At 36.3% G+C, this 14,887-nt stretch carries 13 protein-coding genes; 9 read left to right on the top strand and 4 right to left on the bottom strand.

Translation table 11 applies throughout. The annotated features are described in order from the left end of the window. From FJ213_10965 to FJ213_10945, 5 genes are all read left to right on the top strand, one after another. On the top strand, positions 1-1,828 hold a 1,828-nt coding region (locus FJ213_10965), incomplete at its 5' end, for a PAS domain-containing sensor histidine kinase (GenBank protein ID MBM4176675.1). A 14-nt stretch (positions 1,829-1,842) separates the two neighbouring features. Beyond that, positions 1,843-2,232, top strand: a complete 390-nt coding sequence (locus FJ213_10960) for a response regulator (GenBank protein MBM4176674.1) — start codon at positions 1,843-1,845, stop codon at positions 2,230-2,232. Positions 2,233-2,486: 254 nt separating this feature from the next. Then, positions 2,487-3,374 carry a sulfide/dihydroorotate dehydrogenase-like FAD/NAD-binding protein gene (locus FJ213_10955; protein MBM4176673.1) on the top strand — a complete coding sequence of 296 codons (888 nt, stop codon included), beginning with the start codon at positions 2,487-2,489 and terminating at the stop codon, positions 3,372-3,374. A gap of 44 nt (positions 3,375-3,418) precedes the next feature. Continuing rightward, positions 3,419-4,834, top strand: coding sequence for an NADPH-dependent glutamate synthase (gene gltA / locus FJ213_10950; GenBank protein ID MBM4176672.1), 1,416 nt, complete (start codon positions 3,419-3,421; stop codon positions 4,832-4,834). Positions 4,835-5,088: 254 nt separating this feature from the next. Further along, positions 5,089-8,802: a pyridine nucleotide-disulfide oxidoreductase gene (locus tag FJ213_10945; protein MBM4176671.1), complete on the top strand. Its 3,714-nt coding sequence runs from the start codon at positions 5,089-5,091 to the stop codon at positions 8,800-8,802. A gap of 95 nt (positions 8,803-8,897) precedes the next feature. Here the strand turns inward: FJ213_10945 and FJ213_10940 are convergent, their stop codons facing one another. After that, a complete protein-coding gene (locus FJ213_10940; GenBank protein MBM4176670.1) occupies positions 8,898-10,244 on the bottom strand; it encodes a T9SS type A sorting domain-containing protein in 1,347 nt (448 codons plus the stop codon). Positions 10,245-10,289: 45 nt separating this feature from the next. After that, positions 10,290-10,754 carry a hypothetical protein gene (locus FJ213_10935; protein ID MBM4176669.1) on the bottom strand — a complete coding sequence of 155 codons (465 nt, stop codon included), beginning with the start codon at positions 10,752-10,754 and terminating at the stop codon, positions 10,290-10,292. 201 nt (positions 10,755-10,955) lie between these two features. Between FJ213_10935 and FJ213_10930 the strand changes: the two genes are divergently transcribed. From FJ213_10930 to FJ213_10915, 4 genes are read left to right on the top strand one after another with little or no spacing between them, the layout of a single operon-like run. After that, positions 10,956-11,681: a GNAT family N-acetyltransferase gene (locus FJ213_10930; protein ID MBM4176668.1), complete on the top strand. Its 726-nt coding sequence runs from the start codon at positions 10,956-10,958 to the stop codon at positions 11,679-11,681. Continuing rightward, on the top strand, positions 11,678-12,802 hold the full coding sequence (gene bshA, locus FJ213_10925; GenBank protein MBM4176667.1) for an N-acetyl-alpha-D-glucosaminyl L-malate synthase BshA: 1,125 nt from the start codon (positions 11,678-11,680) through the stop codon (positions 12,800-12,802). The genes FJ213_10930 and bshA overlap by 4 nt, the downstream gene beginning before the upstream one ends. A gap of 2 nt (positions 12,803-12,804) precedes the next feature. Continuing rightward, entirely contained in the window at positions 12,805-13,215 is a 411-nt protein-coding gene (locus FJ213_10920) for a nucleoside 2-deoxyribosyltransferase (protein MBM4176666.1), read from the top strand. 22 nt (positions 13,216-13,237) lie between these two features. Continuing rightward, positions 13,238-13,750: a UpxY family transcription antiterminator gene (locus FJ213_10915; GenBank protein ID MBM4176665.1), complete on the top strand. Its 513-nt coding sequence runs from the start codon at positions 13,238-13,240 to the stop codon at positions 13,748-13,750. A 108-nt stretch (positions 13,751-13,858) separates the two neighbouring features. On the opposite strand, the gene FJ213_10910 is transcribed toward FJ213_10915, so the two are convergent. Together FJ213_10910 and FJ213_10905 are read right to left on the bottom strand one after the other, a co-directional pair. Next, entirely contained in the window at positions 13,859-14,206 is a 348-nt protein-coding gene (locus tag FJ213_10910) for a T9SS type A sorting domain-containing protein (protein MBM4176664.1), read from the bottom strand. Between the two features lie 39 nt (positions 14,207-14,245). Next, positions 14,246-14,845, bottom strand: coding sequence for a hypothetical protein (locus FJ213_10905; GenBank protein MBM4176663.1), 600 nt, complete (start codon positions 14,843-14,845; stop codon positions 14,246-14,248). Positions 14,846-14,887 lie beyond the last annotated feature (42 nt).

Below are 14,887 nucleotides of genomic sequence, written 5' to 3'. Positions count from 1 at the left end.
GTTGGTGGCGCAAAACTCTTCCGAGCTGATCAATATATCCTCGCTGGACGGTACGATGACCTTTCTCAACGAAGCCGGTTCCAGGATGTTGGGCATCAGCACGCAGGACGTGGAACGGCACAACATCATGGAGGTCATTCCAGATCATCTTAAGGGTCTGGTGCAAAACGAGCTTCTGCCGGACCTCATGGAGAAAGGCCATTGGGAGGGCAACCTGCAATACCGTAATATAGAGACAGGGGTGCTGACCGATGTGCATGCAATGTGCTTTGCAATCAGGAATGAGAAGACCGGGGCGCCACTGTTCCTGGCAAATGTCTCGCTCGACATCACCGAGCGCAAGCGGGCAGAGAACCAACTCCGCAAACTTTCGCAAGCAGTGGAGCAAAGCCCAGCATCTGTGGTAATCACCAATCCTGACGGGTATATCGAATATGTGAACCCCAAGTTTATCGAAATTACGGGTTACACATTAGAGGAAGCAGTTGGGCAGAACCCAAGAATTCTTAAATCGGGAGTACATACCGTAGCGCTTTACAAAGAATTGTGGGACACCATTTCTTCGGGCAAGGAGTGGAAGGGTGAGTTGTGCAACAAAAAGAAAAACGGTGAATTGTACTGGGAATCAGAATTAATTTTTCCTATTAAAAACGAGAGGGGTGAAATATTGCATTTTATGGCGTTAAAAGAGGATATTACCGAGCGCAGATCAGCAGAGCAAAAAATTCAGGAAAGTGAAAGATTTTTAAGTACTTTATTTGACGCAGTTGGCGATGCAATATTTACAATATCGATGCCAGAAAGAAAAATTGTACAAGTTAATAAAGCAGTTACTGAAATATTTGGTTATATACCGGAAGAAATAATTGGAAAACAAACAAACATTCTTTATCCATCAGAAGAAGAATTTCTTGATTATGGTAAAAAAATTAATGATGCAATTACTAATGCCAAACATAGTATTAAAGCCGAGGTTCGACTTGTAAAAAAAGATGGCACAAAAATCTGGTGTGATTTACACACAACTTTTATTAAACGTAACGATTCTGTAATCTATTATATAACCGTAGTTAAAGATATTACTGAAAGAAAAAAAATATTTGAAGAATTAATCGCCGCAAAAGAAAAAGCAGAGGAAGCAAATAGGCTAAAGAGTGGCTTCCTCTCAGCTATGTCACATGAAATTCGTACTCCACTGAATGCGATTATTGGATTTAATGGAATAATAAGAGAACTTTTTGAAGAGAGTGGTAATCCAGAACATGAACAGTACTTCGAAGCAGTTGAAAAGGGTAGTTTAAGATTGTTAAATACAATTACACAAATTTTAGACATCTCACGAATTGAAGCTAATGAATTTATTATTGAACTTATTTCGATTTCGATGAACGCTGTAATTAAATCAGTCTGTCAGCAATTAAATATTTTAGCCGAGAAAAAGAATCTTGAAATGGAATTATTACTACCAACTTCTGATGTTTTAGTGATTGCCGACTATTATTGTTTAAATGGAGCATTAATTAATATTATTGGCAACGCAATAAAATACAGTGAAAAAGGGAAAATAGAGATCAAGCTTACTAAAGATAATAAATTTGCCGTTTGTTCAGTTAAAGATGAAGGAATCGGTATGTCGGAAAAATATCAAAGGCACCTTTATCAGCCTTTCAGCCAGGAAGTAATTGGCATAAGCAGACCTTTCGAAGGGACTGGACTTGGTTTAGCATTAACAAAAAGTTATATTGACTACATGAACGGAAAAATTTCAGTCGAAAGTCAAAAAGGAATCGGTACAACTGTAACAATAAAAATACCATTAGATAATTAAGCTGGAGATGGAAAATGCAAGAAAATACTGATACACGTCCAAAAATCCTTTATGTTGAAGATCAAGAGGATTCAGCTAACCTTGTTGTGATCATCTTGAAAAAAAATTACAATGTGATTAAAGCATATACTGCTGCCGAAGCTGAGGAGAAGATTAAATCCGAAAACTTTAAGCTTATAATTGTGGATATCGCCCTTCAGGACAAATTTGATGGACTTGACCTCGTCAAAAGATTAAAGTCTGATGACGCTTACAAACATATACCAATAATTGCACTTACTGCGCATGCTATGCACGGTGATCGAGAAAGATTCCTTGCAGATGGAGCGGACGATTATGTTTCTAAACCTTTCAATCGAGTAAACTTAATAGAAAAAATAACCAAGTTCGTTCCGGTTAATTAAATAATTACCTAAGGTTTCTATTACATTGCTTCGTATTGTTGTGCCTCAATTAAAATTTTAACGACTGGCTGAAGTTTCCTTTTTCATATAATCGATTCAGGTACTTAAAATTCCACAAAATCTTTATTCAATTTTTCTTAAATTTGTAACAGAAAATTGAACAGTAGAAATAATTGCAGAAAATATTGTTGTTGTTACCACCTTCAATAGTCATTTAATTTCTTTATCGAACTAAAAGAAAATGAGTCTATAATATGTTTAAAATTATTCATGCAGAGTTTTTAGCACCTGATATTAAACTTTTTCAAATTCACTCACCAAAAATTGCCAAGAAAAGAAAAGCCGGGCAGTTTGTAATTATTCGTGTCGATGAACATGGTGAAAGAATTCCACTAACTATCGCCGATTCCGATGCAGTCAAAGGAACAGTTACGATTATTGTGCAGGGCATCGGAAAAACAACTAAACAGCTAAATGAAAAAAATACTGGTGAATTTATTTCTGATATTGTTGGTCCGCTCGGTAAACCTTCAGAAATTGAAAATTACGGAAATGTGGTCGTTATTGGTGGAGGAGTTGGAACTGCAATCGCATATCCTACCGCGGTTGCATTGAAAAAAGCAGGTAATCATGTTATTTCAATTATTGGTGCAAGAAATAAAGAATTAGTCATCCTCGAAAAAGAGATGGACGAAACAAGCAACGAAGTATTCGTAACTACCGATGATGGTTCGTACGGAATGCACGGTTTTGTAACTGATAAACTTACGCAATTAATTAATGAGGGAAGAAAAATAGATTTCGTTTTGGCGATCGGGCCTATTCCAATGATGAAACGAGTTTCTGAAGTTACAAAACCGCATGGGATAAAAACCGTTGTCAGTTTAAATCCGATTATGGTAGATGGAACGGGAATGTGCGGCGGCTGCAGAGCGACAGTCGATGATAAAACAGTTTTCGTTTGTGTTGATGGTCCCGAATTCGATGCTCATAAAGTTGACTTCGAAAATTTAACTTTGAGAAACAGAGCTTATTTAACACAAGAAAAATCCTCTCTTGAAAAATTCATAGCGAATCATGAGGAAGCATTTAAATCGGGTTCCATAGAAGAGTGTAAGATTGAACATGGACCCAGATATTGAAAGATAAAGGTTTATAAATGGAAAAATTATCAAATAAAGAAAAGATGAAGATCCCGCGTCAAAAGATGCCGGAACAGGAACCATTAATAAGAAATATGAATTTCAGCGAAGTGAACCTTGGCTTCACTCCGGAGCTTGCTCAACAAGAAGCTCTCCGCTGTCTTGAATGTAAAACACAAAACTGTATTGAAGGTTGTCCGGTTCGAGTGCAAATAAGAGATTTCATAAGTCTTGTTGCTGTTGGAGATTTTCTCGGTGCGGCAAGAAAAATAAAAGAAGATAATTTACTTCCGGCGATTTGCGGCAGAGTTTGCCCTCAGGAAGAACAGTGCGAGGTTGTGTGCGTTACAGGAAAAAAAGGAGATCCAGTCGCAATCGGCCGCTTAGAAAGATTCGTTGCCGATTATGAAAGAGTAAATGTCGGATTCGTAAAACCTGAACTGAAACCAAGAAATGGAAGAAAGGTTGCTATCATTGGGAGCGGGCCTGCAGGACTCTCATGTGCTGGGGATTTAATCCAAATGGGTTATGAGGTAACAGTCTTTGAAGCATTACACGAGCTTGGCGGAGTTCTAATCTATGGAATTCCAGAGTTCAGATTGCCAAAAGAAATTGTTAAATACGAAATAGATAATCTTGCAAAACTTGGAGTTGAATTTATAACAAATGCAGTTATCGGCAGAACAGACACAATCGATGAATTATTTGAAGATGGCTACGATGCCGTTTTTGCCGCAACGGGTGCAGGACTTCCATACTTCATGAATATTCCTGGAGAGAATTTAATTGGAGTTTACTCTGCAAATGAATTCTTAACAAGAATCAATTTGATGAAAGCATACAGATTTCCTGATTACGATTCACCAATGATCGATGTTAAAGGAAAAAATGTTGCAGTCATTGGAGGTGGAAACACAGCCATGGATGCCGTGCGTACTGCGAAAAGATTGGGAGCTATAAATGCATACATTATTTATCGTCGTTCAGAAAAGGAGATGCCGGCGCGTATTGAAGAAATTCATCATGCAAAAGAAGAAGGAATAGAATTTCGATTGCTGGAAAATCCAATTGAATTCATCGGCGATGAATTCGGCTGGCTCAAACAGGCAAAAATCCAAAAAATGGAATTGGGTGAACCTGATTCGAGCGGCAGACGACGGCCTGTTCCAATCAAAGGCTCAGAATATTTACTCGATATCGATTTAGTGGTCATTGCCGTCGGTAATGGTTCGAATCCTCTGATTTCACAAACTACTCCAGATCTGCAAGTGAATAAATGGGGAAACATTATTGCTGATGAGAAAGGTGCAACTTCCAAGGAAGGTGTGTTTGCAGGAGGAGATATTGTAACAGGAGGTGCAACGGTTATTCTTGCCATGGGTGCAGGAAGAAGCGCTGCAAACGCAATTGACGAATACATCAAGAAGAAATTCGAAATACCAACGGAAGCAGCTAATTAAATTAGTCTCGAGAGTTTTGAATGCTATCATGCATTCGTCTGTGACATTATCTTATCTAATCCAATGCGGATTGATTCTGCCTAAGACGCTATAACTACTAATATTTAAACATTCAAAAGTTTTTCCAACCAAATTTCTTAAAATATTTATCTTCCTAAAATCGATTGAATTATTTTATAAGTAAAATTGTTAAAGAAGCAAATCTATTAAATCATTCTTAAACTTATTAAAAACAGAACCATTTAAGGATAATAATGTATTCAAATCAGCATGGAGATAGTTCAACCGTTCAAGGTGAAAATTTAGAACTTGGAATCAAGGATTTAAAATTTTCAGACCTTTTCACCTTTGAAGGATTGAAAAAACTTAACCAAGACTTTCAGAATTATTTTCAACAACATGATCCAAAACTTTTTAGTAGTTTTATAGAGTTTCGTAATGGGAAGGTTTTATCAGGTCTTGAAGAGAGTGAACTTCTAATTGCCTCAAGCCGATATTTAAGTCAGTACATCGGTAAATTATTTCAAGTTGAGAAAGAACTTGCTGAACTTGAAGAGAACACATTGGCAGAGAATCCAATCTTTAGATTCAAAAAGGAATTTGTCCAAAGAAGAGTGCTGAAAAAATATAATCAAGCCGATTATGAGAACTTCAAGATTCAAAAACTTAAACCTCAAATCGAAACTATAAAGTCTAAAATGTTCGGTGAGCTGCAATGGCAAGATGAGGAATTATCAACCGCAGTGATGGTAAACAAAATTCTCGATGTCGAAAAATCTTTTAAAGATAAAATCGAGCCGGTCAACGAACCGAAGGAAATTTCACTTAGCGATAAGACATTTCTCATAAATCTTTACAACAATCTCAAAAATGAAATTAATACTTCAGAAGTTCACTCCGTGAAGAGCGATTCTGAGACAGAGCAGTACGAATTCATTAAATCAATGACAGCGATACTCGAAAAGTGGATTTATTGGTTGTATATCGATCCAGCTAACAAAGTAAAAACAAAACATTGGGTAAGTTTCAAATTCCCTCAAAATCTAGATTATCTCAATTTAGTTGATGTGAAAAGGCCAAATGCCGACTGGCAGGAAGTAATGATTGGTGATGAAAATCATTATCGTCATCGCGATGGATTCGAGCTTACAGATGAGCGATTCAGTAAACGCGAAGTTCAATCTGAAGTTGATTATTGTGTTCTTTGTCATAAACGAGATAAAGATTTTTGCTCAAAAGGATATCTAGAAAAAGACAATTCGGTAAAGGCAAATCCGCTTGGAATAAAGCTTTCAGGCTGCCCTCTCGAAGAAAAAATTTCCGAAGCTCATACATTAAAGTCTGAAGGATTATCACTTGCCGCACTTTCACTTATTATGATTGATAATCCGATGGTTCCAGGCACTGGACACAGAATCTGCAACGATTGTATGAAGTCGTGCATTTATCAGAAACAAGAGCCGGTTAATATCCCTCAAATAGAAACAAGAATTCTTACTGATGTACTAGATTTACCTTATGGTTTTGAAATCTATCATTTATTATCAAGATGGAATCCTCTCAACCGTATTCGTCCGAATGAACTTCCTTTTAATGGAAAAAAAGTATTGGTTGTCGGCTTAGGACCTGCGGGTTATACACTGGCTCATTATCTTTCCAACCATGGATTTGGAGTTGTTGCCATAGATGGATTGAAGCTTGAGCCAATGCCAAAAGATTTGATTGGAGATGAGAACACTCCGCCTCAGCCGTTGAAATATTTTAAGGATATTTATAAAAAACTTGACGAAAGAATTCTCACTGGCTTCGGCGGTGTTTCTGAATATGGAATTACTGTGCGATGGGATAAAAACTTTTTATCTGTGATTTACCTATCACTCTTGCGCCGGCAAAATATAAAAATGTATGGCGGGATTCGATTCGGAGGAACAATTACAATTGATGATACATGGAATTATGGATTCGATCATATCGCGATTGCAACCGGAGCCGGTAAACCGACAATGATCAAAATTAAAAACAACATCAGCCGTGGAATTAGAAAAGCAAGCGATTTTTTGATGGCTCTTCAACTTACTGGAGCCGCTAAAAGGTCATCGTTGGCAAATTTACAACTTCGGCTTCCATCAATTGTAATCGGTGGAGGGCTTACTGCAATCGATACCGCAACCGAACTTATCGCATATTATCCTTTACAGGTCGAAAGATATTTGGAACGCTACGAAAAGATTGTTAATGAATTTGGTGAAGACAAATTTTGGACTGCCCTCGATGAAGAAGAAAAAGAAATCGCGAAAACATTTATCGAGCATGGCAAAGAAATTAAAAACGAAAGAGAAAGAGCTAAGAAACGAAACGGAGCTCCCAACTTTATTCCATTGGTTAGAAAATGGGGCGGAGTGAGAATTGCTTATCGAAAGAGTATGGTCGATTCTCCAGCATATAGATTAAATCATGAGGAAATTATAAAAGCATTCGAAGAAGGAATTGAATTTATCGAAAAGCTTAATCCTACTGAAGCTGTTCTCGATAAATACGGCTCACTCGAAAAAGTAAAATTCTTTAAGCAAGAAATTGTCGAAGGTAAATGGAAGGACGTTGGAGAAGAAATTGAACTCGAAAGCCGCTCAATGTTCATTGCCGCCGGTACAAGTCCAAACATTGTTTATGAAAAAGAATTTCCTGGAACATTCGAACTCGATAAGTGGAAATACTTTTTTCAATCGTTCAAATTTGAAAAAAGTTCTGTTACACAATCAAATCTTCAACAGGTTGAAGAAGGAGAGTGTGGATTCTTTACTTCTTATTACAAAGATGGGAAGTACATCACTTTTTATGGAGACAATCACCCGGAATTTGCAGGCAATGTTGTGAAAGCGATGGCATCTGTACGAGCTGGGTACAAGCAAGTTTCAGAATTGTTTGCTGAGGATATTAAAAGTTGTGAGAAGAATTTAAAGAAGTACGAATCTGAATTTAGAAATTTGATAAAAAAATTAGATGATGATCTGATTGCAGAGGTTAAAGAAGTTGTACGATTGACTCCGAACATCACCGAAATAATTGTTAAAGCTCCAATGCAAGCAAAGAAGTTTCAACCTGGACAATTCTACCGTATGCAAAATTACGAAACCGCAAGTCGTGTAATCGAAGGCACTACACTAATGATGGAAGGAATTGCATTAACTGGCGCATGGGTTGATGTCGAAAAAGGATTGCTCAGTATGATCGCACTTGAGCTTGGAGTGAGCTCAAAGCTTCTGAGCACATTAAAATCTGGTGAAAAAGTTATTGTGATGGGACCAACCGGCTCACCGACTCATATTCCGGAAAATGAAAATGTTTTATTGATCGGAGGCGGATTGGGAAATGCCGTTCTGTTTTCAATTGCTAAAGCAATGAAAGAAAAAAACAATAAGATCATCTACTTCGCAGGTTACAAAAAACCTGAAGATGTCTACAAAATGGAAGAGATTGAACAATCTGTCGATCAAGTCGTTTGGGCAACTGATGTAGAACCCGCAATAAAACCGAGACGGAAGCGGGATTTGAATTTTGTCGGGAATATTGTTCAGGCAATCACTGCGTATGCGAAGGGTGAGATCGGCAGTGAAATAATGAAGCTGGATAAGATAGATAGAATAATTGCTATTGGCAGTGATAGAATGATGGCGGCAGTAAAGGTTGCACGTTACAATGAACTCGCTCCATATTTGGATCCGAACCATCTTGCTATAGGCAGCATCAATTCTATGATGCAATGCATGATGAAAGAAATTTGCGCTCAATGTCTTCAGAAACACGTTGATCCAGAAACCGGAAAAGAAACAATCGTGTTTTCTTGTTTCAACCAAGATCAACCTTTGGACTTTGTTGATTTCACAAATTTGAATGAGAGGTTAAAACAAAATAGTGTGCTTGAGAAACAGGCATATCTTTATTTCGACTACCTGTTGATGAAAAAGTAACTTAAAAAATCAGATAGAATTAGATTGTGAATATGGAGACTACCTCGTAGATAATCCAGCCCATCTCGCTATTTGATAATTTCAGCAAAACGAATTTATTTTAGTAGAATGAATTTCTTCGTTGAAGAAAATAAACCGGATGTGATTTGGTAAAAATATGTACCAGAGGATAAGCCATATTTATCCGCACCGAATTCAATTTCATATCGACCGGCGGATTTTGGTTCATTGACAAGTATTGCTATTTCTCTTCCGAGTAAATCAAAAACTTTTAAAGTTACCGGACTGGCCGTCGCTAACTGATAACTGATTATTGTTCGTGAGTTGAAAGGGTTTGGATAATTTTGGAACAGCTTGAATTCACTTGGCGGGTTTGAATTAGGTTCTTCTATTGAACTCAGCACTACACCATTTTCATTATAAAAAATTAGTCCATGATCAGCTCGAAATGATGGAGAAAAATTAGAAATACCGTAGATCTTATTATTTTTTGAATCATTAATTCCTCTTGTAAAACTCCCTGCTGGTATTGGAGAGTTTGATGAGTTGAAGATAGTCCAGGTTGTATCATTGTACATAATTAAGCCAATATCGGAGCCGAAAAATTTTCTATTTAAAGAATCGGCAACAGCGGTATCAAAAGACAAAAGCGGTCTAAAACCAAAATTCAGACTATCATACTCCTGCCAGGTTGTGTCAACGAGAGTTGCTATCACACCCCACCTATTGAAATTGTTATAAGTCAGCCAGACTTGAAGATTTCGGTCCACCATTAGTGAAGTATATCCGTTTGATATTATTCCTGGTATATAACCCGGCATAATTTTTTTCCAGGACATTCCGTTATAGCACCATAATCCAAAAAGACTCGTCCCTACCCATAAATTATGAAGAGAATCAAATTTAATAAAATCAAAATCACCTATGCCGTCGAATGCACTAAAATCATTATAGAAAGTCCAAGATGTATCTGCTAATCTAATAATACCATAATTATAAATCCCAAACCAATAGTTGTTTTGATGATCAATGGTAATTGTTATTACTCCCTGTGAAGGATTTGAAGGCAGAGGTGAATTATCGGATGAATATTTCTTCCACTGCAGACCGTCGAATAAGAAGACAGCATCATAAGTTGAAATAACTATTTTATTATTTTTATCAACTGCAATATCGGAAATGCCTTTTCGTTTTAATGGAGAATTTGAGCTATCGAAAATCAGCCAACTACTTCCATCGAATTTAATAATTCCACCTTGATAAGTTGTATCTCTTAAAAACTCAGATGCACATCCGATCCAATAAGTACCATTTTTATCTTCTGCAATTGCACTAATCTTATTTGAAGGGAGAGGTGAATTGTCTCTATTAAAAATTTTCCATTTATTATAAGGCTGTGCTTGTAAAGTATTTAAGTAAGCTGCAATACAAAGAAAAATCATTGTATAATTATTTTCATATTAAAATAACTGCGCATTTTTTTAAGATTAAGGTTCACATTCGGGTAAATAGTCGATACAACCTGGATTTATGTCTTCTCTAAAAAATGGATCATGCTTACAAATCCTAAGATTGGTTGATACTTCATCGGAATTATAAGTGTACTCTTCATCAATGAGTTCATTACTACCATATTGAATAAAAAATGATGTATTAAATCTATATCTAACATTTAAATAATTTTCATAATCACAATCAGGAGGTTTTTTACACCAGCCATGATAGATACTGGGACTAATTGTGAAAGGTTCAGAAGTGGGAGATGTTTCTGGGGTGTAAGTTTTTGATATTGAGGTCCATCCATCTAAGTAATTACAAAAGTTAAGCGTAACTCTAACATATCTTAAATTATCTCTTTGGATAGTCAAGGTTCCCCAATCGGAACGGAAGTCGTAATCTTTTTGCGGACCATGATTGAAAGTCCAATTACAATCTGGAATAAAATTAGACATGATTCTTACTCCTTATTTTTAATAAAGCCTAATTAAAAAAAATATCAAAAACAATGTCATAATAAGTTCAAGTAATTTAATACACGGTAGCTTAAATAATTAGAAAGATAATCACTTTTTCAAATTCGTAATAATTGAACTTTCAGAGTCTTATTTCTATTTTGAATATAGAAATGATTTTAATCTATTTTAATATAATTAATGCCTAAGATAACAGACGAAACAATTAAAGCGATTGCATCCTCCTTTCTTAAACAGGCAAAGAAGTACGGATTTTCATTGAACGATTATTTGAAGTTCACAAATGTTCTGCTTGATGAAGCAATGAAATCCTCACCAGCTGGGAAAAAGCAAGAAAATAAAAACATCGCTTATGATAATTCTGCGAAGCTGAAACTTCCTCTGAAAACCGAGAGATTAATAATTCGTGAAATGTTGAAAAAAGATATTCCTATTGTCAAACAATGGCTTGAAGATGAACAAGGACGGAGTTTTTTACTTTCCCGAATTTCTGGAAGAACTGATTCAATCGAAGAACTTTTTGAAGTAGAGTTCAATTCGTTCGGCATTATCACCTTGATTGATAAAACACCTGTAGGATTAATCGCTTATCTCAATATTGATGAGACACAAAAAAAAGCTGAGCTTAGAAAAATGATCGGTGCTCCAGATCAGCGGGGGAAAGGATTTGGTAATGAAGCTTCTAAAATTTGGATCGAGTATGGTCTTTATTCCCTGGGCTTGGATAAGATTTATGTAACGACTTTAAATACGAACATCAAAAACATAAGAATTAACGAAATGCTTGGCTTTCGGGTGGAAGGTTTAATGCAAAATGAAATAAAAATTGATAATGAATATCACGACTTGCTTCAAATGAATCTTTTAAAAGAATGGTTTGAAGAAAAAAGAAGAGAGCAGAAGTGAAAATAGGAATTACTTGTTATCCAACATACGGCGGAAGCGGCGTTGTTGCAACTGAACTGGGAAAAGCTTTGGCAGATCGCGGGCATGAAGTTCATTTTATTTCTTATGGAATCCCGATGCGGCTGACCCAATTAAAAGAGAATATTTTTTATCATGAAGTAGAAATAAGCAACTATCCTCTTTTTGAATTCCCACTTTATGATTTAGCTTTGACAAGTAAAATGGTGGAAGTCTGCAAGTATGATAAAATTGACATTCTTCATGTGCATTATGCAATTCCGCATTCAATTAGTGCAATGCTTGCTCAACAGATAGTAAATGAAAACGGCAATACACTGAAATTCACTACAACATTACATGGAACTGATATCACTTTGGTAGGACTCGAACCTTCATTTCTTCCTTTGGTTAAACACAGCATCGAGAGAAGCGATGGTGTAACTGCGGTATCGAATTTCTTAAAAGATAAAACATTAACAAACTACAAAATCAAAAAAGAGATTGACGTAATACCAAACTTTGTTGACACTTCTATTTACAAGAAAATTGAGAATTGTGCGTTCAAGTCTCACTTTGCACCGAATGGAGAAAAGGTTTTAGTTCATATTTCAAATTTTAGACCTGTAAAACGAGTCCCGGATGTAATTAGCATCTTTGAAAAAGTTAGAGAGAAAATCCACTCAAAACTTATTCTTGCCGGTGATGGTCCGGATCGCTCTGAGTGTGAAAGAATAGTGCGGGAAAAAAACTTAAAACAGGATGTTCATTTTCTCGGTAAACAAGAAGCAGTAGTTGATATCTTGAATGCCAGTGATCTATTCATAATGCCAAGTCAATCCGAAAGTTTTGGCCTGTCTGCCCTGGAATCAATGGCATGCGGACTTCCAACGATCTCATCAAGCGTTGGTGGACTGCCAGAGCTTGTAGTTCATGCTGAAACTGGTTTCATAGCAGAAATTGGAGATATTGATCGCATGGCGAAATATGCAATTGATCTCCTTACTAATGAAAATAAATACAAATTATTTTCTGAGAATGCGAGAATGAGGGCTGAGAAATGTTTCAACAAAGATAAAATTGTTAAGCAATACGAGGCTCATTACAAAAAGGTGTTGAGCTGACTATGAAAAAAATATATTGTGCAGGTCCGATCAGCGGAGATGTTACGTTTCAAAAAAGTTATCGGCGAATTATCGAAATTGTAAATGAAAACGGATTTAATGCACTCCACGAACCGGATTTAATTCCAAATCCTACACTTAACGATAAAGAAATCTATGAACGTGACATAAATTGGCTTGAAGAATCAGACGCAGTCATCGCTGAGGTTTCTGGTCCGAGTTTAGGGGTCGGATTTGAAATCGCTTATGCTCTATTTACTCTTAAGAAATCTGTAATGGCACTTTACTCCGATCAAGCTAAAAGAATCTCTGCAATGATAAAGGGCTGCGAACATAAATTATTATCAGTTTCGAGTTATAGAAATGAGGGTGAACTCGAATCGTTAGTCAAGAATTATTTAACAAAACTCTAAAAAAAGTTGATTTAAAAAAGCAATGAGTATAATAACTAAGAACTGGTATGTCTTTTATACTAAGTCGCGATTTGAAAAAAAAGTTGATCTCGCATTAAACGAAAAAGGAATTGAAAGTTTTCTTCCGCTGATTACTGTGGTTCGGAAGTGGAGTGACCGAAAAAAGAAAGTAGAAGAACCACTTTTTAAGAGTTACATATTTGCACATGCGGACGAAAAAGAACGACTTGCAGTTCTGCAAACACAAGGTGTGGTCAAGTGTATAATGTTCAATGGCAGGATTGCAGTTGTACCAGAATTTCAGATCGATGGAATAAAACGACTGCTCGAACATAAAGCCGAATCGTTGCTGGTTGGAGAATATTTTAACAAAGGGGATAAAATTAAAGTGGTTACCGGCCCGCTTGAAGGAATGGAAGGAATTGTCCAAATGAATAGTGATGGAAATTGGGTCGTGTTCAATATCGAATCAATTGGTAAGTCTATTCGGGCCAAGTTAAGTGCTGCTGAAGTAATTAAGATTTTGAGCGATTGAGAAATTATTTAAATGAATACTTCTTGTTAATAAACTCAATAAAAATTTTGGCAATAGGTTATAATGATAGAAACCCAACCCGCCGCAGCGAGTCGGGTTTTCTAAATATTACTTCGAGAGAATCATCTTCTGATTCTGAACAAATCCGTTTACACGAAGCGAATAAATATAGACTCCACTTGGCAAGGCCATAGCATTAAAATTGACAAAATGAGTTCCTCCTTCTTTTACTTCATTTACAAGTTCAGTAATCTCTTTCCCAAGTATATCAAATACTTTTACTTTAACGAATCCTTTTTCTTTTATATCGTACTGAATGGTTGTGTTAGGATTGAATGGATTTGGGAAGTTTCTGTGGAGCTTATAATCAGTAATAACTACATCTTCATTTATTCCTTGCTTCTGCATATTTGGATCATAATTTGCCCAATCATAATCGGAAAGAACCGATTCCAAGTTAGTACTGTCATGTGCGGAGATTTTATAAAATGCTTTTTACGAACCGCTGCCTGCAGTTATATTTGAATCGATCCAACTAGTTTGTGATGAATTTACCCACGTGATATAACTGAAAGAAGATGGAGCTCCGCCAGTAGTTGTCGCTCTGTAAATTTTATATTTACCTCCAGTTACAACATCAGGTTCAATATTAGCAGTCCAAGTAAGTGAAGGGTAATTTCCGTTTACGAATACCGTTAAATTTTGTGGTTTGGATGGAGGTAGAGCTAAACCTGATGCACTTTGTGAATATGCTTTAACTGTTATTGTATTTCCATTTTGTGAAACAATCTGTAACGAGATATTATTAGTAGTAGCTGGGTTGCTCCAAGGTGTCAATAGATTATTATACTCTAGATTAAAAGCATCATTTTCGTCACCCATTACATCGCGAGTTAGTTCCCAGTTTTTAGTGAGAGGATTAACATCCACCCATTTAGAAGCCCAATGAGCATTCCAATAAACATGATCAGGCTCCCTATCATTTTTACCAGAATAACGGTTAACAGTTATGTCCTGGTTCAGCGTGAAATGGAATTTCAAGTTAGTTAAATATGGTGAAGATTTTATTCGAGAAAAAATACATTTAAGCGACATTTCTCACTTCGATTCTATGTTGTTTAGCTTGCTCCAACTTCA

The sequence above is a fragment of the Ignavibacteria bacterium genome, from assembly GCA_016873845.1.
GTDB lineage: Bacteria > Bacteroidota > Ignavibacteria > Ch128b > Ch128b > JAHJVF01.
Note: the sequence above shows the minus strand (reverse complement) of the source record. Positions and strands in the feature narration are given on the sequence as shown.